Annotated in this window: 37 protein-coding genes; all 37 read left to right on the forward strand. The window is 47.0% G+C overall.

The features are described from left to right. Positions 1-50: 50 nt before the first annotated feature. Genes rpsJ through Q7P41_RS05110 form a run of 37 tightly spaced genes read left to right on the forward strand, consistent with a single transcriptional unit; the run spans position 51 to position 19,754 of the window. Positions 51-356 (forward strand): 30S ribosomal protein S10, encoded by a 306-nt coding sequence (gene rpsJ, locus Q7P41_RS04930; protein WP_303882624.1) that lies wholly within the window; start codon positions 51-53, stop codon positions 354-356. Between the two features lie 32 nt (positions 357-388). Continuing rightward, a complete protein-coding gene (gene rplC / locus Q7P41_RS04935) occupies positions 389-1,018 on the forward strand; it encodes a 50S ribosomal protein L3 (protein ID WP_303882626.1) in 630 nt (209 codons plus the stop codon). A gap of 2 nt (positions 1,019-1,020) precedes the next feature. Continuing rightward, the gene (rplD, locus tag Q7P41_RS04940) at positions 1,021-1,647 is read left to right on the forward strand and encodes a 50S ribosomal protein L4 (RefSeq protein ID WP_303882628.1); all 627 of its coding nucleotides are present in this window, start codon (positions 1,021-1,023) and stop codon (positions 1,645-1,647) included. Then, a complete protein-coding gene (gene rplW, locus Q7P41_RS04945; protein ID WP_303882630.1) occupies positions 1,644-1,943 on the forward strand; it encodes a 50S ribosomal protein L23 in 300 nt (99 codons plus the stop codon). The genes rplD and rplW overlap by 4 nt, the downstream gene beginning before the upstream one ends. A 13-nt stretch (positions 1,944-1,956) precedes the next feature. After that, the gene (gene rplB, locus Q7P41_RS04950) at positions 1,957-2,790 is read left to right on the forward strand and encodes a 50S ribosomal protein L2 (RefSeq protein ID WP_303882631.1); all 834 of its coding nucleotides are present in this window, start codon (positions 1,957-1,959) and stop codon (positions 2,788-2,790) included. A gap of 16 nt (positions 2,791-2,806) precedes the next feature. Next, the gene (rpsS, locus tag Q7P41_RS04955) at positions 2,807-3,088 is read left to right on the forward strand and encodes a 30S ribosomal protein S19 (RefSeq protein ID WP_303882632.1); all 282 of its coding nucleotides are present in this window, start codon (positions 2,807-2,809) and stop codon (positions 3,086-3,088) included. An 11-nt stretch (positions 3,089-3,099) separates the two neighbouring features. Continuing rightward, positions 3,100-3,432: a 50S ribosomal protein L22 gene (gene rplV / locus Q7P41_RS04960; protein WP_303882633.1), complete on the forward strand. Its 333-nt coding sequence runs from the start codon at positions 3,100-3,102 to the stop codon at positions 3,430-3,432. Between the two features lie 12 nt (positions 3,433-3,444). Further along, complete coding sequence (gene rpsC, locus Q7P41_RS04965; RefSeq protein WP_303882636.1) at positions 3,445-4,119, forward strand: 30S ribosomal protein S3; 675 nt, start codon at positions 3,445-3,447, stop codon at positions 4,117-4,119. 7 nt (positions 4,120-4,126) lie between these two features. Then, positions 4,127-4,555 carry a 50S ribosomal protein L16 gene (gene rplP, locus Q7P41_RS04970; protein ID WP_303882638.1) on the forward strand — a complete coding sequence of 143 codons (429 nt, stop codon included), beginning with the start codon at positions 4,127-4,129 and terminating at the stop codon, positions 4,553-4,555. After that, a complete protein-coding gene (gene rpmC, locus Q7P41_RS04975; protein WP_303882640.1) occupies positions 4,552-4,767 on the forward strand; it encodes a 50S ribosomal protein L29 in 216 nt (71 codons plus the stop codon). Before rplP ends, rpmC begins: the two co-directional genes overlap by 4 nt. A gap of 13 nt (positions 4,768-4,780) precedes the next feature. Next, entirely contained in the window at positions 4,781-5,074 is a 294-nt protein-coding gene (gene rpsQ, locus Q7P41_RS04980) for a 30S ribosomal protein S17 (protein ID WP_303882643.1), read from the forward strand. 5 nt (positions 5,075-5,079) lie between these two features. Then, a complete protein-coding gene (rplN, locus tag Q7P41_RS04985; RefSeq protein WP_303882645.1) occupies positions 5,080-5,448 on the forward strand; it encodes a 50S ribosomal protein L14 in 369 nt (122 codons plus the stop codon). 15 nt (positions 5,449-5,463) lie between these two features. Then, complete coding sequence (gene rplX, locus Q7P41_RS04990; protein ID WP_303882647.1) at positions 5,464-5,790, forward strand: 50S ribosomal protein L24; 327 nt, start codon at positions 5,464-5,466, stop codon at positions 5,788-5,790. Positions 5,791-5,809: 19 nt separating this feature from the next. Then, on the forward strand, positions 5,810-6,352 hold the full coding sequence (rplE, locus tag Q7P41_RS04995; protein WP_303882648.1) for a 50S ribosomal protein L5: 543 nt from the start codon (positions 5,810-5,812) through the stop codon (positions 6,350-6,352). 18 nt (positions 6,353-6,370) lie between these two features. Continuing rightward, positions 6,371-6,556 carry a type Z 30S ribosomal protein S14 gene (locus Q7P41_RS05000; protein ID WP_303882649.1) on the forward strand — a complete coding sequence of 62 codons (186 nt, stop codon included), beginning with the start codon at positions 6,371-6,373 and terminating at the stop codon, positions 6,554-6,556. 26 nt (positions 6,557-6,582) lie between these two features. Continuing rightward, a complete protein-coding gene (gene rpsH, locus Q7P41_RS05005) occupies positions 6,583-6,987 on the forward strand; it encodes a 30S ribosomal protein S8 (protein WP_303882651.1) in 405 nt (134 codons plus the stop codon). 14 nt (positions 6,988-7,001) lie between these two features. Then, positions 7,002-7,541, forward strand: a complete 540-nt coding sequence (gene rplF, locus Q7P41_RS05010) for a 50S ribosomal protein L6 (RefSeq protein ID WP_303882691.1) — start codon at positions 7,002-7,004, stop codon at positions 7,539-7,541. Between the two features lie 15 nt (positions 7,542-7,556). Continuing rightward, positions 7,557-7,925, forward strand: a complete 369-nt coding sequence (gene rplR, locus Q7P41_RS05015; protein WP_303882653.1) for a 50S ribosomal protein L18 — start codon at positions 7,557-7,559, stop codon at positions 7,923-7,925. Positions 7,926-7,940: 15 nt separating this feature from the next. Continuing rightward, the gene (rpsE, locus tag Q7P41_RS05020; RefSeq protein WP_303882654.1) at positions 7,941-8,438 is read left to right on the forward strand and encodes a 30S ribosomal protein S5; all 498 of its coding nucleotides are present in this window, start codon (positions 7,941-7,943) and stop codon (positions 8,436-8,438) included. A 15-nt stretch (positions 8,439-8,453) separates the two neighbouring features. Beyond that, a complete protein-coding gene (gene rpmD / locus Q7P41_RS05025; RefSeq protein WP_303882655.1) occupies positions 8,454-8,636 on the forward strand; it encodes a 50S ribosomal protein L30 in 183 nt (60 codons plus the stop codon). 20 nt (positions 8,637-8,656) lie between these two features. Then, positions 8,657-9,103 (forward strand): 50S ribosomal protein L15, encoded by a 447-nt coding sequence (gene rplO, locus Q7P41_RS05030; RefSeq protein WP_303882656.1) that lies wholly within the window; start codon positions 8,657-8,659, stop codon positions 9,101-9,103. After that, a complete protein-coding gene (gene secY, locus Q7P41_RS05035; protein ID WP_303882658.1) occupies positions 9,104-10,396 on the forward strand; it encodes a preprotein translocase subunit SecY in 1,293 nt (430 codons plus the stop codon). Between the two features lie 25 nt (positions 10,397-10,421). Then, a complete protein-coding gene (locus tag Q7P41_RS05040; RefSeq protein ID WP_303882659.1) occupies positions 10,422-11,081 on the forward strand; it encodes an adenylate kinase in 660 nt (219 codons plus the stop codon). Continuing rightward, a complete protein-coding gene (gene map / locus Q7P41_RS05045) occupies positions 11,068-11,841 on the forward strand; it encodes a type I methionyl aminopeptidase (protein ID WP_303882661.1) in 774 nt (257 codons plus the stop codon). Before Q7P41_RS05040 ends, map begins: the two co-directional genes overlap by 14 nt. Continuing rightward, on the forward strand, positions 11,838-12,137 hold the full coding sequence (locus Q7P41_RS05050) for a KOW domain-containing RNA-binding protein (protein ID WP_303882692.1): 300 nt from the start codon (positions 11,838-11,840) through the stop codon (positions 12,135-12,137). Before map ends, Q7P41_RS05050 begins: the two co-directional genes overlap by 4 nt. A 20-nt stretch (positions 12,138-12,157) precedes the next feature. Then, positions 12,158-12,376, forward strand: a complete 219-nt coding sequence (infA, locus tag Q7P41_RS05055) for a translation initiation factor IF-1 (protein ID WP_303882662.1) — start codon at positions 12,158-12,160, stop codon at positions 12,374-12,376. A 22-nt stretch (positions 12,377-12,398) separates the two neighbouring features. Beyond that, positions 12,399-12,524, forward strand: a complete 126-nt coding sequence (gene rpmJ / locus Q7P41_RS05060; protein ID WP_303882663.1) for a 50S ribosomal protein L36 — start codon at positions 12,399-12,401, stop codon at positions 12,522-12,524. A 6-nt stretch (positions 12,525-12,530) separates the two neighbouring features. Then, positions 12,531-12,914 carry a 30S ribosomal protein S13 gene (rpsM, locus tag Q7P41_RS05065; protein WP_303882676.1) on the forward strand — a complete coding sequence of 128 codons (384 nt, stop codon included), beginning with the start codon at positions 12,531-12,533 and terminating at the stop codon, positions 12,912-12,914. Between the two features lie 30 nt (positions 12,915-12,944). Then, positions 12,945-13,337, forward strand: coding sequence for a 30S ribosomal protein S11 (gene rpsK / locus Q7P41_RS05070; RefSeq protein ID WP_303882677.1), 393 nt, complete (start codon positions 12,945-12,947; stop codon positions 13,335-13,337). Between the two features lie 36 nt (positions 13,338-13,373). Further along, entirely contained in the window at positions 13,374-14,000 is a 627-nt protein-coding gene (rpsD, locus tag Q7P41_RS05075; RefSeq protein WP_303882678.1) for a 30S ribosomal protein S4, read from the forward strand. 20 nt (positions 14,001-14,020) lie between these two features. Beyond that, on the forward strand, positions 14,021-15,049 hold the full coding sequence (locus tag Q7P41_RS05080) for a DNA-directed RNA polymerase subunit alpha (RefSeq protein ID WP_303882679.1): 1,029 nt from the start codon (positions 14,021-14,023) through the stop codon (positions 15,047-15,049). A gap of 3 nt (positions 15,050-15,052) precedes the next feature. Then, complete coding sequence (gene rplQ, locus Q7P41_RS05085; protein ID WP_303882681.1) at positions 15,053-15,406, forward strand: 50S ribosomal protein L17; 354 nt, start codon at positions 15,053-15,055, stop codon at positions 15,404-15,406. Positions 15,407-15,412: 6 nt separating this feature from the next. Then, positions 15,413-16,249, forward strand: coding sequence for an ATP-binding cassette domain-containing protein (locus tag Q7P41_RS05090; protein WP_303882682.1), 837 nt, complete (start codon positions 15,413-15,415; stop codon positions 16,247-16,249). Beyond that, positions 16,240-17,091 (forward strand): ATP-binding cassette domain-containing protein, encoded by an 852-nt coding sequence (locus tag Q7P41_RS05095; protein ID WP_303882684.1) that lies wholly within the window; start codon positions 16,240-16,242, stop codon positions 17,089-17,091. The genes Q7P41_RS05090 and Q7P41_RS05095 overlap by 10 nt, the downstream gene beginning before the upstream one ends. Then, the gene (locus Q7P41_RS05100; protein WP_303882686.1) at positions 17,079-17,891 is read left to right on the forward strand and encodes an energy-coupling factor transporter transmembrane protein EcfT; all 813 of its coding nucleotides are present in this window, start codon (positions 17,079-17,081) and stop codon (positions 17,889-17,891) included. Before Q7P41_RS05095 ends, Q7P41_RS05100 begins: the two co-directional genes overlap by 13 nt. Further along, positions 17,879-18,691 (forward strand): tRNA pseudouridine(38-40) synthase TruA, encoded by an 813-nt coding sequence (gene truA, locus Q7P41_RS05105; RefSeq protein ID WP_303882687.1) that lies wholly within the window; start codon positions 17,879-17,881, stop codon positions 18,689-18,691. The genes Q7P41_RS05100 and truA overlap by 13 nt, the downstream gene beginning before the upstream one ends. Before the next feature lie 16 nt (positions 18,692-18,707). Beyond that, positions 18,708-19,754: a rod shape-determining protein gene (locus Q7P41_RS05110; RefSeq protein WP_303882689.1), complete on the forward strand. Its 1,047-nt coding sequence runs from the start codon at positions 18,708-18,710 to the stop codon at positions 19,752-19,754. Positions 19,755-19,765 lie beyond the last annotated feature (11 nt).

A 19,765-nucleotide genomic window follows, 5' to 3' on the forward strand; every position in this document is an offset into this window, starting at 1 on the left:
GTGACCGAGATACTTGAGTAATCCCCTTAAGGTGAAAGGGGGGACGTGGAATGGCTCAAAACATAAGGATTAGGTTAAAGGCCTTTGATCATCGGGTTTTAGACGCTTCGGCGCTGCAGATTGCGGAAACGGCCAAAAGAACGGGGGCCAAGGTTTCAGGCCCCATACCCTTGCCGACCGTAATTAATAAATATACAGTGCTAAAATCGCCGCATAAGGACAAGGACGCGCGTGAGCAGTTTGAGATGCGCACTCACAAGCGACTAATAGACATAATTGATCCTACACAGAAGACTATGGAAGCGCTGATGCAGCTGAACCTCCCCTCAGGGGTAGATATACAAATACAACTGTAGGGGAGCTCTGAGCTGAAAGGAGAGAAATTTGGATGAGTTTGGGAATATTAGGTTATAAAGTGGGTATGACCCAAATATTTGACGACGAAGGTATAGCGGTGCCCGTGACCGTTGTAGAAGCAGGTCCGTGTACCGTCGTTGCATTGAGGAAACCGGAAGTTGAGAGGTATTCGGCTATAGTTTTAGGTTTTGGAAGGGCTAAACTAAATAAGTTAAATAAACCATTGCAAGGAATGTTTAAAAAGACGGGCATTGAACCAAAACGTTGGTTGCGAGAGTTTCGCGTAGATGACGTTACGGCCTACGAGGTCGGTCAGACCATCGATGTGTCCATCTTTAAGGAAGGCGAAATTGTGGACGTAACTGGGACTAGCAAGGGCAAAGGTTTTGCAGGCGTCGTAAAACGGCACGGCCTTGGAGGCGGTCCTGCGAGCCACGGCACTTCTTTGTTTCACAGAAAACCAGGATCATCGGGGGCCAGCAGTTCCCCGGGCCATGTTTTTAAGGGAAAAGCCATGCCTGGTCGTATGGGAAACGAAAGGGTAACCGTTAAAAACCTTACTGTCGTGGCGATAGACAAAGAAAACAACTTGCTATTGATTAAAGGAGCCATTCCAGGGCCACGTAATGGCCTTGTTATGGTGCATAAAAAGGAGGGCTAGTTATGCCTACTGTCGATGTAATTGGAATCGATGGACAAAAGGTGGGCGAAGTTGCCCTTGCCGATGAGGTTTTTGCGGCCAGAATTCATGTTTCCGCCATGCATCAGGTTGTTGTAGCTTATTTGGCAGCACAAAGACAAGGTACCCATTCGACGAGGACAAGAGGAGAAGCTCGTGGTGGCGGAAGAAAGCCGTGGAGGCAAAAACACACCGGAAGGGCCAGACACGGGAGCATACGCTCTCCTATATGGGTTGGAGGGGGAGTTACGCATGGGCCTAAGCCGCGTTCCTACGATCAGAAGGTTAATAAAAAGGTCAGGCGTTTGGCCATCAAGAGCGCATTGAGCTTGAAGGTAAGGGAAAACAAATTGTTCTTGGTCGAAGGCATCGAATCCATGTCGCACAAGACTAAAGATATGTGTGCCTTTCTTGCAAGCGCTGACGTTCAAAAAAAGCCTTTGATCGTAATACACGAGTCTATGCCTAATCTTTACATGGCTTCTAAAAACATACCTGGGACAAAGGTTTTGCACGTAGATAGCATCAACGTTTATGAGATCTTGAACCACGAGCATCTGATACTCACGAAAGACGCGGCACAAAAATTAGAGGAGGTGTACTCGGCGTGAAGTTAACGGCATACGATATAATACTGCGGCCTATAATTACCGAGAAAAGTAGCCGTCACATGGTTTATAACAAGTACACCTTTGAAGTGCACCCAGGGGCAAACAAGGTGGAGATTAAAAAAGCTGTAGAGGAAATATTTAAAGTGAAAGTTGAAAAGGTCCATACTGTCAACATAAAACCGAAACCAAAGCGCCTTGGGCGATTTTTAGGACGCTCGAGAAGGTGGAAAAAAGCGATCGTTACGTTAGCCCCGGGCGAACGCATTGAGTTCTTCGAGGGCGCTAGGACGATTTGAAGGGGGAAGTCCAATGGGAATTAAGAAATACAAGCCCACGACTCCTGGTAGACGCCAAATGGCTACTACGGATTTTTCTGAAATTACCAGGAAAGATTTCGAGAAAAGCCTAGTTGTTTCACCGAAAAAAAAGTCGGCTGGAAGAAATAACGCAGGAAGGATAACAGCCGGTCATCGCGAAGGCGGACACAAGAGGCTCTATCGAATGATTGATTTCAAGAGAAACAAAATTGGCGTTCCCGGGAAAGTGGCCGCAATCGAGTACGACCCCAATAGGTCCGCGAGGATTGCGCTTATACATTATATCGATGGAGAGAAGCGCTATATCCTGGCACCTGTGGGTTTAAAAGTAGGAGACCAGATTATGGCGGGCGAAAAGGCTGATATCAGACCGGGCAACGCTTTAAAGTTGCGTGATATACCCGTTGGTACATTTGTTCACAATGTGGAGTTGCAGCCGGGCAGAGGCGGAGTTATGGCTCGTTCGGCAGGAGCTCAGGTTCAGATCATGGCAAAAGAGGGCAAGTACGTATTGCTTAGGATGCCGAGCGGCGAAATAAGATACGTCTTGCAAGAATGCGTTGCTACGGTCGGTCAGGTCGGTAACGTCGAACACGAAAACGAAGTTCACGGAAAAGCCGGCAGGAAAAGATGGCTTGGGAGAAGGCCTCGCACTCGACCTATAGCCATGAATGCCGTCGATCACCCCTTGGGCGGTGGTGAGGGCAGAACGAAGTCGAACAAGCATCCCGTTTCAGCTACCGGAATTCCAGCTAAGGGGTATAAAACTCGAAAGCCCAAGAAGGCCTCGAACAAGTATATTGTTCGCCGCAGGAAAGTTTCGTAAGGGAGGGAATTAACTTATGCCCCGTTCGGTGAAAAAAGGTCCTTATGTGGACCCAAAGTTGCTAAAAAGGATTGAGGAAATGAATGCGACCGGAACGAAGCGAGTCATTAAAACATGGTCCAGGAGATCGACGATAGTCCCAAGCATGATTGGACATACGATCGCGGTTCATAACGGACGCACTCATATACCGATTTATATAAGTGAGAATATGGTGGGTCATAAACTTGGCGAGTTTGCTCCAACGCGCAAATTTGGCGGACACGCAGGTCAAGAGCGCAGGACTAGGATAAGGTAGGGTGAGTAAAGATGGAAGCAAGAGCTGTATCCAGACAAGTTAGAATTTCACCCTTTAAGGCTAGACAAGTTTTGTCATTGATCCGTGGCAAGAAGGCGGATGAGGCGCTCTTAATTTTGCGCTATTGTCCCAAAAAAGCAGCACGCTATATTGAAAAAACATTAAACAGTGCTATTGCCAATGCAGATCACAACTTTGGCTTGAGCGTGGACGAACTCTACGTGGTTAAGGCCGTCGCGGATGAAGGCCCCACTTTAAAAAGATGGAAGCCTGTTTCAATGGGAAGGGCTCATCCCTTCAATCACCGAACTTGTCACATTACCATAGTAGTGGCTGAAAAGTAAGGAGGTATAAAGATGGGACAAAAGGTTCATCCCGTTGGTTATCGTCTAGGCATCATCCGTGACTGGGAGTCTCGATGGTATGCCGACAAAAAGAATTTTGCCAAACAATTGCATGAAGATATCAAGTTGCGAAAGTGGATAAAGAATAGATGGGGACATGCCGGTGTTTCAGCGGTCGAGATAGAAAGAATTGGAAATGTTATACGATTTACGATTTGGACTGCAAGGCCCGGAGTTGTCATAGGCAGAGGTGGAAGCGAAATACAGGAAGTTCGTGATGAACTTCAGAAAATTACTGGTTCCCGGGTCATGATCAATGTGCAAGAAATTAAAGATCCCGATAAGAACGCTCAAATAGTCGCTGAAGGTATAGCATCTGCTTTAGAGAGAAGGGTTTCCTTCAGGCGGGCCATGAAACAAGCTATATTTCGCGCAATGAAAGCAGGTGCTCTGGGCGTTAAAACCCAATGTTCCGGTCGTTTGGGCGGTGCGGAGATAGCCAGGCGAGAGTGGTATCTGGAGGGCCGATTACCGTTATCAACCTTGAGGGCAGATATAGATTACGGATTCGCTGAAGCCAGGACGATGTACGGCATTATAGGCGTAAAGGTGTGGATCTATAACGGAGATGTATTACCCTCGCTCGAAGAAAGACCTCGCGATGAGGTTGCGAGCGAGAGGAGGTGAAGTGGTTATGTTGATGCCAAAAAGAGTCAAGTACAGAAAACCTTTTCGTAGGCCTTTGCGAGGCAGGACGAAGGGTGGCGCAACGGTCGCCTTCGGAGATTATGGATTGCAGGCCCTCGAAAACATCTGGTTAACGGCCAGGCAAATCGAGGCGGCACGTATTGCCATAACACGCAAGATGAAGAAGGGCGGTAAGCTCTGGATAAGAGTTTTCCCTGACGTTGCATATACGAAGAAACCTTTAGAGACGAGAATGGGTAAGGGCAAAGGTAACCCGGAATTTTGGGTTGCTCCAGTTAAACGAGGACGAGTGATCTTCGAAGTGGCAGGAGTTCCCAGGGAAGTAGCAGAAGAAGCGTTCCGTTCAGCTGCGCATAAGTTGCCCATTAAGGTACGAGTGGTTGAAAGGGAAGAAATAGGTGGTGGAGGACAATGAGGCCTAAAGAGTTGCGTGACATGACCGTTGAAGAGTTAAAGGATAAGCATAAAGAATACAAAAAAGAGTTGTACAATCTTCGCTTTCAGCACGCGATTGGTCAACTTTCCAACACTGCTAGGATAACAGAAGTGAAGCGAATTATTGCCAGGATACTCACTATCATGCGAGAGAAAGAAACCGGGCGAGATCGCTCCTCGGTATTGAGTTAAGGGAGGGAGTTCGATGGAGGGGCGTAAAGCTCAAAGAAAAGTCAAAAGAGGAATTGTAGTCAGCAGCAAGATGGATAAGACCGTTGTGGTCAGGGTAGACAGAATAGCAAAGCACGCGTTCTATCACAAGCCTGTCCTAAAAAGCAAGAAATTCATGGCTCACGACGAAGAGAACGCATGCTTAATGGGCGATAAAGTTTTAATTGAGGAAACGCGACCACTTTCACGAAGAAAAAGATGGAAAGTCGTAAAAATTTTGGAGCGTGCTCCTCTCTTGGAGCATACTGAGGCTGTCGAGGAGGAATAAAGGCCATGATACAGTTTCGTACAATGTTGAACGTGGCCGATAACTCGGGTGCGAAGAAAATCAGATGCATCCAAGTCACGGGAGGAAGTCAAAGACGGTATGGTACTGTAGGTGACGTGATTATTGCCTCCGTTAAAGAGGCTATACCGAACAGTAAAATAAAAAAAGGCGATGTTGTGCGCGCCGTTATAGTGCGTGTGAGAAAGGAAATTAGGCGGCGGGACGGAACCTATGTTCGATTTGACGATAACGCAGCTGTGATAATCGATAACCAGGGGAATCCGCGTGGTACGCGCATATTTGGTCCTGTGTCCAGAGAATTAAGGGATAAAGGCTATACGCGCATCGTATCGCTAGCCCCCGAGGTCGTTTGAGGAGGCGGATGGCTTATGTCTAAGATGCGAATTAGAAAAGGAGATCTTGTCCGCATAATTTCAGGTAAAGATAAGGGGAAAGAAGGCAAGGTTTTGCGGCGCATGTCGTCAGGAGGCATGGTATTGGTCGAGGGCATAAACATTGTTACCAAGCATACTAGACCTTCGCAGAAAAATCCTAAAGGCGGGATTGTCCGCCAAGAAGCCCCGATTCATGTGGACAAGGTTATGTTGGTTTGTCCTGCCTGCGGAAAAGCGACACGGGTATCTCGTGCGTTTTTAGAGGACGGACGCAAGGTTCGCCTTTGCAAGAAGTGTGGCGAAATAGTTGATAAGCTTTAAGTTGAGGGGGAACAAGTAAATGGTTCCGCGATTACTTGAAAAATACAGAAGTGAAGTTATTCCGCGCATGATGAAAAACTTCAATTACAAGAACGTCATGCAAGTGCCAAGGATCGAAAAGATCGTCGTGAACATAGGCGTTAGCGAAGCGAAACAGGACATAAGGTATCTAGACGCGGCTATGAACGAACTTGCTATGATTACGGGACAACGGCCGGTTTTAAAAAGGGCAAAGAAGTCTGTTGCTGGCTTTAAGCTCAGAAAGGACATGCCTGTAGCTTGCTGTGTAACGCTGAGAGGCCCAAGGATGTGGGAATTCTTGGACAGACTAATATCGCTCGCTTTGCCGAGAATAAAGGACTTCCAAGGTGTATCGCGCAAAGGACTGGATGGGCGAGGAAACTATAACTTGGGCTTAAAGGAGCAGTTGATCTTTCCAGAAATCGATTACGACGATATTTTGCGCATCCGGGGCATGAACGTGAGCATCACGACGACGGCAAATACGGATGAGGAAGCTTACGGGTTGCTAAAAGAGCTAGGAATGCCCTTTAGGCAATGATGAGGAGGTCAAGATCAGATGTCAAGGAAAGCTCTTGAGATAAAAGCCCAAAGAGAACCAAAGTTTAAGGTGAGAAAGTACAACAGATGTCCCCTTTGCGGTCGCCCTAGGGCTTTTATAAGGAAATTTAACATGTGTAGGTGCTGTTTTAGGGATTTGGCGCGACAGGGAAAAATACCCGGCGTCGTAAAGTCCAGCTGGTAGCCCTATGAAATAAAGGAGGATCGGCAATGTATGTTACAGATCCGATTGCTGACATGCTAACGCGTATACGCAATGCGAACATGGCCTACCACGAGATGGTGGATGTGCCGATGAGCAACATAAAGCATCGTATAGCGCGAGTATTGAAGGAAGAGGGTTACATCAAGAATTTTAGAGTGATAAACGAACCTGGGAAGCCTTATCAGATATTGCGGTTATACTTGAACTATGGACCCAATAAGGAACGCGTAATTCAGGGGTTGCGTCGAGTTAGCAAGCCCGGAAGGCGCATATATGTCAATAGCAGGGATATACCTAAAGTTATTGGTGGGCTTGGAATTGCGATAATATCGACTTCAAGCGGACTAATGACTGATGCGGAGGCCAGAAAAAAGGGCCTCGGCGGGGAAGTCCTATGTTACGTGTGGTAGAAGGGGTGAGGATGTTGTCTAGGATTGGACGAAAACCGATACCCATCCCAAAGGGGGTAAGCGTTACCCTGAACGGTCGTACTGTCAGGGTAAAAGGTCCAAAAGGGGAGTTGAGCTTTGATTTGCTTCCCAACATCGATGTAGAACTAACCAATGAGTATATAAAGGTTACTCGGAAAGGTGAAGACAAAAAAACGAAAGCCTTTCATGGACTCGTTAGGGCGATGTTGAACAATATTGTCCACGGTGTGACTCAAGGGTTCGAAAAGGAGCTTGAGTTGGTTGGAGTGGGATATAGGGCGCAAATGCAGGGGCAAAAGCTCGTGCTCAATCTGGGCTATTCTAATCCCGTTGAATACATACCCCCAGAAGGAGTGGCCGTTACGACCGATGGTCCGACTAAGATAAAAGTCTCAGGGGCAGATAAACAAGCGGTCGGACAAGTAGCTGCGATAATAAGATCTTTCAGGGCACCTGAGCCTTATAAAGGCAAAGGAATTAGATATGTTGGTGAAGTTGTTAAGCGCAAAGCTGGTAAGGCTAGCGCTGCATAAGGGAGGTGGGCCAATTTGATTAAGCGTAAAACGCGTAATGAGATGCGCCTTTTTCGGCATAAGAGGATTAGGAAAGAAGTCCATGGTACTTCCGAAAAGCCGAGACTCTGCGTATTTCGGAGCCTAAAACATATATATGCGCAAGTGATTGATGACGAGCAGGGATGCACCTTAGTTTCCGCTTCCACTCTGGACAAGGAACTCAAGCCTCTTCAGACGAACCCAGGTTCCCTTGCGGCAGCTAAAGCAGTTGGACAGCTTATCGCAAAGAGAGCGACAGAGCAAGGCATTAAGGAAGTCGTCTTCGATCGTGGTGGCCATACCTATCACGGCAAAGTCAAGGCGCTTGCAGATGCTGCTCGCGATGCTGGATTGAAGTTGTAAAGGGGGAGTCTTTGCATGGTTAGGATAACGATACCAAAAGGCGTGGAACTCACTGAAAGGGTTATCGCTATAAATAGAGTCAGCAAAGTGGTAAAGGGTGGAAAGAGGTTTAAGTTTAGCGTCCTCGTAGTGGTAGGCGATGGCGATCGCTATATAGGCGTTGGCCTTGGGAAGGCAAGAGAAATACCGGAAGCAGTGCGAAAAGGTATCGAAAAGGCTAAGAAAAATCTTGTTGAAGTCAAAAAAGTAGGCAACACCATTCCGCATCCTGTGATAGCCAACTTTGGGGCGGCAAAAGTGTTGTTGAGGCCAGCTGCTCCTGGAACAGGCGTCATAGCAGGAGCCGTTGTGCGTGCCATTATGGAGTTGGGCGGAGTTAAAGACGTGTTGACCAAGGTCATAGGAAGGACGTCAAATCCGATTAATGTCGCCTATGCTACACTTGAGGCGGTCAAAGCCTTGCGTAATCCCGATGAAATAATGAGATTGCGCGGAAAAAGCGAACAGGCTTAGCGGGGGTGATGGCATATGCCCAAGATTCGTGTTACCTGGAAAAAAAGCACCATAGGTCGCCCAGAAAGACAAAAGAAGTGCATACGAGCTTTAGGTTTTAAAAGATTAAATCAAAGCGTGATACATGAGGACACTCCTCAAATTCGGGGCATGATACGCGCTGTTGAACACCTTATAGTTTGGGACATGGTCGATTAGTTAGTTGGGAGGGAATGGAAATGCGTATACACGATTTGCGCGCTCCGATAGGTGCAAAAAAGAAGCCCAAAAGGGTAGGGCGAGGTAGAGCAAGCGGGCATGGCGGTACCTCCACTCGTGGATGTAAAGGGCAAAAATCTCGAGCTGGCGGAAACATACCGATACGATTTGAAGGCGGACAAATGCCTCTAGTTAGAAAGATCCCAAAGCGTGGATTTAATAACGCCCGTTTTGCTAAGAGGTATCAATATATAAATATTTCTTCCCTGGAGGAGAAATTTGAGCCAAACAGCGTTGTTGCGCCGGAGCAAATGTACGAAGCGGGTCTGATAAAAGATGCTTTCGTCCCAGTGAAGGTGTTAGGAAAGGGCGATATCACGAAACCGCTTGTAGTGAAGGCGCACATGTTTAGTGCGAATGCTGAAGCTAAGATCGAGTCAGCAGGCGGCAAGGCAGAGGTGATTTAGGTGTTTAGCGCCCTGCGTGACGTGTTTCGCCTGCCCGATTTAAAAAGCAAGATCTTATTTGTCCTTGGGATCTTGTTTGTGTTTCGCTTAGGGGCACACATTCCTACGCCGGGAGTGGACGCGAAGGCGATGGCAAGCTTGTTCGAACAGGGTGGGGTTCTAGGTTTGTTCGACCTTTTTGCTGGCGGTGCGCTTCGTCGATTCAGCATATTTGCTCTCGGAGTGACCCCTTATATAAATGCAAGCATCGTTATGCAGCTTTTGGCTGTTGTGGTGCCTGCCATTGAAAAAATGCAAAAGGAAGGCGAAGAAGGTAGGCGAAAAATTACCCAGTACACCAGAGTATTGGCCATATTGTTTGCCACCATTCAGGCAGTGGGCATGGTATTGTGGCTCAAGAGCATGAACATCATTTATGTGAGCGGTGTTTCTGTACTGGTCGCCGTCATTACGCTTGTCGCAGGTTCTATAGCTGTCATGTGGCTTGGAGAGATGATCTCCGATCACGGCATAGGCAACGGGATATCGCTTTTGATTTTTGCCGGGATTGTTGTGCGCGTACCGGAGTCCGTTGTTAGGACATTCGTCTTGCTTCGTGCTGGTGAAATGAACTTTCTCACTCTGATAATAGCTGGTGCTATCATGATAGTAGTCATCGCTGGTTGTATCATACTTCAAGAAGGCCAAAGGCGTTTGCCTGTTCGATACGCTAAACGAGTCATCGGAAATAAGATTTACGGTGGCCAATCTACGTTCATACCTTTAAGGGTTAATAGTGCAGGGGTAATCCCGATAATCTTTGCTTCTTCCGTTTTGCTGTTTCCTACTACCATTGCGAGATTTTTTTCTGCCAGTTTTGCACAAACTATATCTAAGGTACTTTCTCCAAGCAGTCCGATTTACATGATTCTTTACGTGCTATTAATTATCTTTTTTACTTACTTTTACACGGCCGTCGTGTTTAACCCCATAGAGGTAGCCAATAACCTCAAAAAATATGGAGGCTTCATCCCCGGCATCAGGCCAGGTCGGCCTACAGCAGATTACATTGAAAGGGTATTGTCCAGAGTTACCCTTGGGGGTGCGATATTTCTTGCAGTCATTGCCCTACTTCCTTCGTTATTGACGCAAATGCTTGGTATAACCACTTTTTACTTTGGAGGCACTGCAGTGTTGATCGTTGTTGGCGTAGCGCTGGAAACCGTCCAACAGATCGAGGCCCAGTTGCTCATGCGCCATTACGAGGGCCTTGTGAGGCGGAAGGGGAAAGCAGGCGGAATACTTCGACTGTAATTAACGTGATTAAGGAGGAAGGAAGTTGCGCATGATATTTTTAGGTCCACCTGGCGCGGGAAAGGGAACCCAAGCGGTTAAGCTGGCTGCTAAATACGGAATAGCACATATATCGACGGGCGATATGCTGCGCGAACACGTTAGAAATGAAACTGAGTTGGGCAAAGAGGCCAAAATTTATATGGATTCTGGTCGTTTAGTGCCCGATGAATTGATCATAGAAATGGTTAGAAGAAGGCTTAAGAAAGAAGACTCTAAAAAAGGTTTTATTTTAGATGGGTTTCCCAGAACGGTCAAACAAGCGGAGGCCTTGGACGAGCTTTTGAAATCCGAAGGGATTGTACTTGATGCTGTCGTGTTCTTCGATGCCGACGAAGAAACGTTGGTGCGACGCCTGTCAGGTAGGCGGGTTTGTCCCAACTGCAATGCGATTTATAATGTCTACAACGAAGATTACCCGAGTGAAGATTGCTGCAAAAATTGTGGCGGCAAGTTGGTGCAGCGCGATGACGATAAGCCCGATGTCGTAAGACAGCGCCTAAAGGTATACGAAAAAGAAACAGCTCCCTTGCTGGCTTATTACAAAGATAAAGGCAATCTCATCGCTGTCGATGCTTCTTTGGAGAGCGATGAAGTTTTGCGCGCCATCGAAGGTTTATGTGGAGGTAAAGATGATTCGAATTAAGAAAAAATGGGAAATCGAGAGAATGAAACGAGCTGGATTGATTGTAGCAGATGTATTAAAGCTCATGAATGACCTCATAAGACCTGGAGTGGATACCAGGAGCTTAGATGTCAGGGCTGAGGAGATGATAACTAAAAGCGGCGGAGTTCCTGCATTCAAAGGCTATTCTTTCCCGGGCGCGCCCTGTCCTTTTCCGGGGAGCATCTGTGTTTCTATCAATGACGAGATAGTTCATGGCATTCCAGATCCGAACAGGATATTAATGGAAGGAGATATTGTAAGCATAGATGTAGGTGCCTGTTTTGAGCGTTACTTTAGCGATGCCGCGTGCACCTATCCTGTTGGAAGCGTGAGCGCAAGCAGAGCCAGACTGCTTGAGGTGACGAAAGAGGCTTTATATAGAGCTATAAGAACAGCAAAGGCCGGTAGCACATTAGGTGATGTGGGATATACCATTGAGCATTTCGTAACTTCGCAGAATTATGGGCTTGTTCGAGATTACGCCGGGCATGGCATAGGAAGAAACCTTCATGAGGCGCCCCAAGTTCTAAATTTTGGGAGACAGGGTGACGGGATTGTGCTTAAAAGCGGCTTTACCCTCGCCATAGAGCCAATGGTAATAGCGGGGAAAAACGAGGAAGTGATCGTTTTAGACAATGGATGGACCGTTGCCACGGCCGATCACTCAGACGCGGCACATTTTGAGCATACCGTGCTTATTACCGAGGATGGCGGAGTCATACTTACACCGTGGGAGTGACGATCTTGGATCTCGAGGATTTTGAAATAGGCAGGGTCGTCATCTCTAAAAAGGGAAAGGATAAGGGCACATTTTATGTAATAATAGGCAAGGATGCATTGAATAATCGGGTTTATGTGGCTGACGGCAAGCACCGTTCCATAACCCGCCCGAAGCCAAAAAACCCTAAACATCTTCAGGCTACCAATTGGCACTTACGCGAATTGAAGGAGCGTCTGGAAGATAATCGTGAGATTAGCGATGAGTGGATACACCAACAATTGTTGGTGTACTACGAAAAGAAGGGTTCTAATTAAGAGGGGGTAGGTCAGCGCGCATGGCGAGGGAAGATGTCATCGAGTTACGGGGTACGGTGCTTGAGCCGTTGCCTAATGCAATGTTTAAGGTGGAGCTTGAAAACGGGCATATATTGCTAGCTCATGTCTCGGGTAAGATGCGAATGCACTTCATAAGAATCTTGCCGGGAGACAAAGTCCTGGTTCAAGTATCGCCTTATGACTTGACAAGAGGGCGAATTGTATATAGATATAAGTAGCTTTAAAGGGGGAAGTAGAATAATGAAAGTCAGACCTTCTGTGAAACCTATCTGTGAGCATTGTCAGGTTATTCGACGCCACGGAAGGGTATGGATAATATGTAAAAGAGATCCGAAACATAAACAACGACAGGGTGTAAGGAGGTAATCGGGCATGGCTCGAATAGCAGGGGTTGATTTGCCCAGAGATAAGAGAATCGAAATAGCATTGACCTATATTTATGGAATAGGCCTTCCTTCAGCAAAAAATATCCTGGCTGCCACCGGTATTAATCCGGACACCAGGGTGAAAGATCTTACCGAGGAAGAGATCAATAAATTACAAAGGGAGATAGAGAACAACTATAAGGTCGAAGGAGACCTTAGGCGTGAAGTCAGTGCCAACATCAAGCGATTGATGGATATCGGTTGTTACCGAGGACTGAGGCATCGATTGGGTCTTCCTGTCAGGGGACAGCGCACTCGAACGAACGCTCGTACCCGAAAAGGCCCTAGGAGGGCTATTGCTGGCAAGAAAAAAGCCACAATGAAGAAGTAAGAGAAGTTATTATTTAAGGAGGGAAATTGAGTGGCTAAAAGCACCAAGAGGCGCACGAGGAGAAAAGAAAGAAAGAATATAAATTATGCCGTTGCCCGTATCCACTCCACTTTTAACAACACGATCATTAGCATAACCGATAAACAAGGCGGTGTTATCGCGTGGGCATCGGGAGGAACGGTTGGCTTTAAGGGAACGCGTAAATCCACTCCCTACGCTGCTCAAATGGCAGCTCAAACAGCCGCAAAGCAGGCACAAGATCACGGAGTGGTTGAGGTTGATGTTATAGTTAAAGGCCCCGGGCCCGGCAGAGAATCGGCCATCAGAAGCCTGCAGGCGGCAGGTCTTCAAATAAACATGATAAAGGATGCCACCCCAATTCCGCACAACGGGTGTCGTCCTCCAAAGCGACGACGAGTATAATTTTAGTTTGGAGTCGAAGGAGGGAAAGATCACGATATGAGCAGATATACAGGTCCTTCCTGCAGATTGTGTCGCAGGGCAGGAGTTAAACTTTTCTTAAAGGGCGATAGATGCTATTCGGAGAAATGTGCCATAGCGCGAAGGAACACTATTCCAGGGCAACACAGCCATAGACGCAGAAAATTTAGTGAATACGGACTCCGATTGCACGAAAAGCAAAAACTCAGGAGAATGTACGGCATGACTGAGAGACAATTTGAGAGGTTCTTTGAGAATGCGAGCAGGATGGCTGGGCAAAAAGGCCATAATTTTATTCAATTGCTAGAGCGACGTTTGGACAACGTAGTTTATCGTCTTGGCTTTGCCTCAAGCAGAGCGCAAGCTCGGCAGTTGGTCTCTCACGGCCATATAACAGTTAATGGCAAGAGGTTAGATATACCAAGCGCTTTGGTAAAAGTGGGCGATGTCATAGGAATTGCCTCAAAGAGCCGAGATATACCCATAATCAAAGAAAACCTGGAGGTAGCTTCGGCTCGAACCACGCCCGAATGGCTGGAATTGCAGGCGGAACGCATGGAGGGGAGAGTAATATCCCTTCCAACGAGAGAGCAAATTGATGTTCCTGTCAACGAGCAGCTCATCGTCGAGTTCTACGCTCGATAATTATTAAGGAGAGGATTAGTTTGGAACGCGTTGTGCCGGATATTAATATTGAAGAATGCAGTTCGGGTTATGGGCGAATAAGGATAGAACCCTTGGAAAGGGGTTATGGCGTGACTTTAGGGAACGCCATTAGGCGCGTTTTGCTGTCGTCCATATCGGGAGCTGCTGTTTCTGCCATTAGAATAGATGGCGTATTGCACGAGTTCAGCACAGTGCCCGGCGTAGTAGAGGACGTTTTAGAGGTTATTTTAAATATCAAAAAACTGGCTGTTATATCACATAGCGAAGAGGTGCGAATACTCAGGCTCGAGGCGCAGGGGCCAAAGATCGTGACTGCCGCAGATGTAGTTCCCGACAGCGAGGTGGAGTTTCCGAATCCTGAGGCCTATATATGCACCTTGGAAGAAGGTCATAAGTTAGGCATGGACCTTTACGTGGAACGAGGCGTTGGCTACTTTACCATGGACAGGCCCAGGCCTAACTATCTGCCCGTGGACGTGTTGTTAATAGATGCGGTGTTCTCGCCGGTTTTGAGGGCTAATTATAGCATTAGCGCCGCAAGGGTCGGTCAGCGTACGGATTACGAGAGCTTGCTGGTTGAATTGTGGACTAACGAAACCATAGCACCTACGAAGGCCTTTCTCGAGTCAGTTAAGATATTAAATCAGTATTTCAGCCACATTGCTTCTCTCTTGGTGAAGAAACCGTCTGCTCCAGAGGAAGTTGGGGCATTGCAGGCACTCTCCGAAGAAGAGGAAGTGGACCCCTTGCTATCACGGCCCATCCGCGACCTGGAACTGTCTGTTAGGAGCGAGAACTGTCTACTTCGTGCGGGTATTCGTACAATCGGAGATTTGATCCAATACACGAGAGAAGATCTCTTGAAGATTCGCAACCTAGGAAAGATTTCATTAAAGGAAATAGAAGAAAAACTTGGGGCCTTTGACCTGACTTTGAGTTCTATCAAGGCAGAATCAAAGGAGGGCAAGGGTCAAAAGGATGACAACACCGGAAACGATTCAGGTGAAAACAAAGGCAAGGAGGAGTAAAGGATGAGGCATCGGGTACGCTCTAGGACGCTTGGGCGCTACAGCGCTCATAGAAATGCGATGCTCATAAACATGGCAGCAAGCCTTATCGTTCATGAAAGCATAGAAACCACGTTGCCGAGAGCCAAAGAGCTTAGGAGATTCGTGGAAAAGTTGGTAACTCGAGCTAAGGGCGGAAGTTTGCATGACAGAAGAATCGTCATATCTAGATTGCGAAACAAAGAGGCGACATTGAAGTTGTTCAATGAGTTGGCGCCTCGTTATGCCAATCGCCCGGGAGGCTATACCAGAATAGTGAAGTTAGGTTATCGTAAGGGAGACGCTGCCCCGAGAGCGATCATCGAGTTTGTTCAGTAATTAAATATGAGCAAAGAGAGGATTTTTTCTTTACGGGATGTAACGTTTTATTATCCCGATACAAAGAGACCTGCCATTTCGGGAATAACAATGGACGTGGAAGCCGGATGGTGGGTTTCGGTCGTTGGGGATAACGGATCGGGTAAGTCTACCCTGGCGAAACATTTAAACGCCCTGCTACTGCCAACGCGGGGCGTTTGTTTCGTGTTGGGAAATGACACGAAAGACTCATCTTTGCACTGGGAAATAAGAAAAAACGTGAGCATGGTATTTCAAAATCCTGAAAATCAAATCGTGGCTTCCGTAGTAGAAGAAGAAGTGGCTTTTGGTCCAGAAAACCTCGGGTTATCAAGCGAGGAAATAAAAGGGCGCGTCAATTGGGCATTGGACGTGACTGGCCTTGCTGAATTTGCGCAAAAACCCACATATGCTCTTTCAGGCGGCCAAAAACAGCGTTTGGCCCTTGCGGGAGCGCTGGCCATGAAACCTAAGTGCATAGTCTTGGATGAAGCCACTAGCATGTTGGATCCTGAAGGCAGAAGAGATTTGATGGAGGTCTTAAAGAAACTGCATGACGGTGGCATGACAGTAGTCACGATTACCCATAGAGTAGAAGAGATCTTAATGTCAGATTACGTTGCCGTACTTGGACAGGGTAAATTAACCTTCTATGGAAGATTAGGTGATGTTTTAGAGGACTCAAAACTGGTAGAGTTTGGAATAAAGGAACCGGCTATCTTCAGGCTCTGTCGGGATCTTAAGACAAGGGGCCTCCTTGATGATGAGGTTTTTCCTCGTGCTGAAGATATGGCTGAAAATGTGGTGCAAAAGTTATGTCGATAGAGGTACGTGACGTCAGTTATATATATCATAAAGATACTCCATTGGAGACGGTATCGCTTAGTAACGTCTCATTTTCTGTTGAATCGGGAGAATGGGTGGCCATAGTGGGGCATACCGGTAGCGGAAAGACCACTTTGGCTCAAATGCTTAACGGATTGCTGTTTCCCTCTCAAGGCGAGGTTTTCGTGGATGGATTGAAGCTTTATCCCAAGGCTCCTCATCTTAAATCAGTGCGACGTAAGGTTGGTCTTGCCTTCCAATACCCAGAACATCAGCTTTTTGCGGAGACTGTTTTGGAGGAGATGATGTATGCTCCCAAGAACTTTGGCATTCCCGAGGAGGAGGCTCTCAGAAAGATAAAGGAAGCTTTGGAGATCTTTGATCTCGATGAAGAGGTGCTTTCAAGAAACCCCTTTGAGCTGTCTGGAGGGCAGCGAAGAAAAGTGGCTTTAGCGTCCATCGTTGTGACCGAACCTTCCTATCTGGTTTTAGATGAACCAACGGCCGGGCTTGACTTTAAGGGCAGACAAGGTTTGTTTTCCGTTCTTGAAGCCTTTAAAGGCAGAGGTGTGGCCATAGTACAAATCACCCATGATATTGAGATGGTTCTTGACTATTGCGATAGATTGTTAATACTTGAAGATGGACGAAAGAAATTATGCGGACCTCCCGGCGAAGTTGTCGAGGATCTCATCGATAGGCCGGCAAAGGGCCTTGTGCTTCCGGATATTTTGGAATTTGCGCTGCATTTGCGGCGAGCGGGTTTAAATGTCCCTCTTACGTGGAGGGAAGATATTTTACTAGAGAACATCGAAAAAGAGGTGTCTTCATGCCTTTCTTAGAACACCTGTCTCTAGGGCAATACGTCCCAACCCAATCTTTTGTGCATTCATTAGATCCAAGGGCCAAGATCTTAAGTGCCATAGCATTGATAACCTCCGTTTTTCTTGCGAGCACTTCCCTTTGGCCATATTTTTTGTGGTTTGTCGTTCTAATCGCGATAAGTGCTTTGAGTAAGCTTTCGTTAAAGACGATTATGGCCTCAATAAAACCGGTCTTGATATTGATAATTTTCACAGTCTTAATAAATTTGTTATTTGCCAGCGGTGAAGAATTATTCAAGATTTTCTTCATATCCATAACAAAAGAAGGTCTCGCTGCCAGCATTAAGATGGGACTGAGGCTTTTGTTTTTAATATTATTTGCCAATATAACCATGATGACAACGAGCCCCATTGAATTATCCGACGGAATAGAATCCCTGCTTTCGCCTTTTAAGCGTTTTCACGTACCCGCGCATGAATTCGCCATGATGATGACGATAGCCCTGCGTTTCATACCTACACTTCTTGACGAGACAGATAAAATAATAAAGGCTCAGTTGGCACGAGGCGCTGACCTTGATAGCGGGAACCTCATAAAAAGATTTAAGGCCTTCATACCTGTACTGGTTCCCCTTTTCGTCATCGTGTTTCAGAGGGCAGACGACTTGGCCATTGCAATGGAGGCCAGATGTTACCGCGGGGGCATTGGGCGCAGCAGGATGAAACCCTTACGTTGGACTTTATCCGATGGGCTTTACTTGTTGACCGTCCTTTTGACTTGTGCAAGCGGGGTGGTGCTGGACAAGTGGGTGCTTTGACTCGCTATGCTGCGTTGATATCCTATGACGGTTCAGCCTTTCACGGTTTTCAACGACAAAGGAATCTTTTGACAGTACAGGCCGTTTTGGAAGAAACTTTATCTATTCTAAATCAAGAAAATGTTAAAGTAACATGCGCAGGCAGAACTGACAGTGGCGTCCATGCACTGGGACAAGTTATTCATTTCGATATGTGTTGGCCTCACGATTCGCGAAGTCTGCGAAGGGCGCTGCAAGCGAATTTGCCTCCCACTATTGGTGTATTCGATGTGGCTTCTGTAAGTAATGATTTCAATGCGAGAAAAAGCGCCCTCTGGAGAAAGTATGTTTATTTTATATGGAAGGGCGAATCCAGGCTTCCTCATTTAAATAAGTACCTTTGGTGGAACAAAAATGCTTGGGACATGGAAAAAGCAAGGTCCTTTTTAACGATGATAGAAGGCTGTCACGATTTTGGTGCCTTTTGCAGGAAGGCCGATCGTCCGTCAAATACGCGACGTACTATAATTGAGGCTGGGATGGAAACTGACGGTTTTGCAGTAAAGGTGACGATAACAGGAAGGTCTTTTTTGACGAACATGGTTAGGATTATTATTGGTACAATGGATCAAATAGCAATGGGTCGTAAAAGTTTATCGGATGTTGGCAGGCTTTTGGAAGAAGGATCCCGCGAAGACGCGGGGCTTACTGCTCCAGCTAAGGGGCTTTTTCTGTGGCAGGTTCAGTATGACCCATTGCGCTGGAATATCACGGAGTACATTGCTGTCGCCCGCAATTTCGTTTTTAGCCTTAAAAGATAGAAGGAGGTTGCCGTAGGTGTTGGGCATGGATATAGGCATAGATTTGGGAACGGCCATGATATTGATTTACATAAAAGGTAAAGGAGTGGTTATGAGGGAGCCATCGGTGGTTGCCATAGATCAGAACACGAATAAGATTTTGGCCGTTGGCTCGGAGGCAAAAAGAATGCTTGGCAGAACGCCGGGTAACGTCGTAGCAGTGCGTCCCCTTCAAAGCGGAGTCATCGCCAATTACACCATGACGGAGGCCATGATACGACATTTCCTGAAAAAAGTTTTGTCCGGCATCAATAAGTTTTTACGCCATCGAGTGATGATCGGGGTGCCTTCGGGTGCCACCGATGTCGAAAGAAGGGCTGTATTGGAGGCAGCCTTGGAGGTTGGAGCCAAAGAAGCATACCTTATTGAGGAACCTATGGCCGCGGCAATAGGCGCCGGGCTTGCAATCGAAGAACCGAGAGGCAACATGATCGTGGATGTCGGTGGAGGAACATCCGATATCGCGGTCATCTCCCTTGGAGGACTTGTGGTTGCCGAGTCCCCGCGCCTTGGCGGTGATGCTATGGATGAGGCAATAATAAGATATGTCCGAAAGAAATATAACCTGGAAATAGGTTCACAGACTGCTGAAGCCTTAAAAATATCTATTGGAAACTGCTGCAAAATTTCAAATGATAAGGCAAGGACAATGATCGTAAAGGGCCGAGATGTGGTTCTGGGCCTGCCAAGACAAGTTGAGTTGACGACCGATGACGTCCGAGAGGCAATCGAAGACATCGTTGCATCCATAATTCGAAGTATTAGGCGCGTACTCGAGCTAACGCCAGCGGAACTTTCTGCCGATATTATTGACAGAGGGATCGCGCTAACGGGAGGAGGAGCTTTACTTCAAGGATTGCCGGAGCTCATATACGAACAAACGGGCATTCATACTTATGTGGCTGATTCACCCTTGGAATGCGTAGCCCTGGGTACAGGTAAAGCGCTTGAGGAGTTGAATGCCCTAAGAGAGGCCGGGGCTGTTTATTCGGCTTTGAAGAAGAGCTCAAGCTCTTGGCGTTAGGTGTTTAAGAT

The sequence above is a fragment of the Acetomicrobium mobile genome (genome assembly GCF_937920065.1).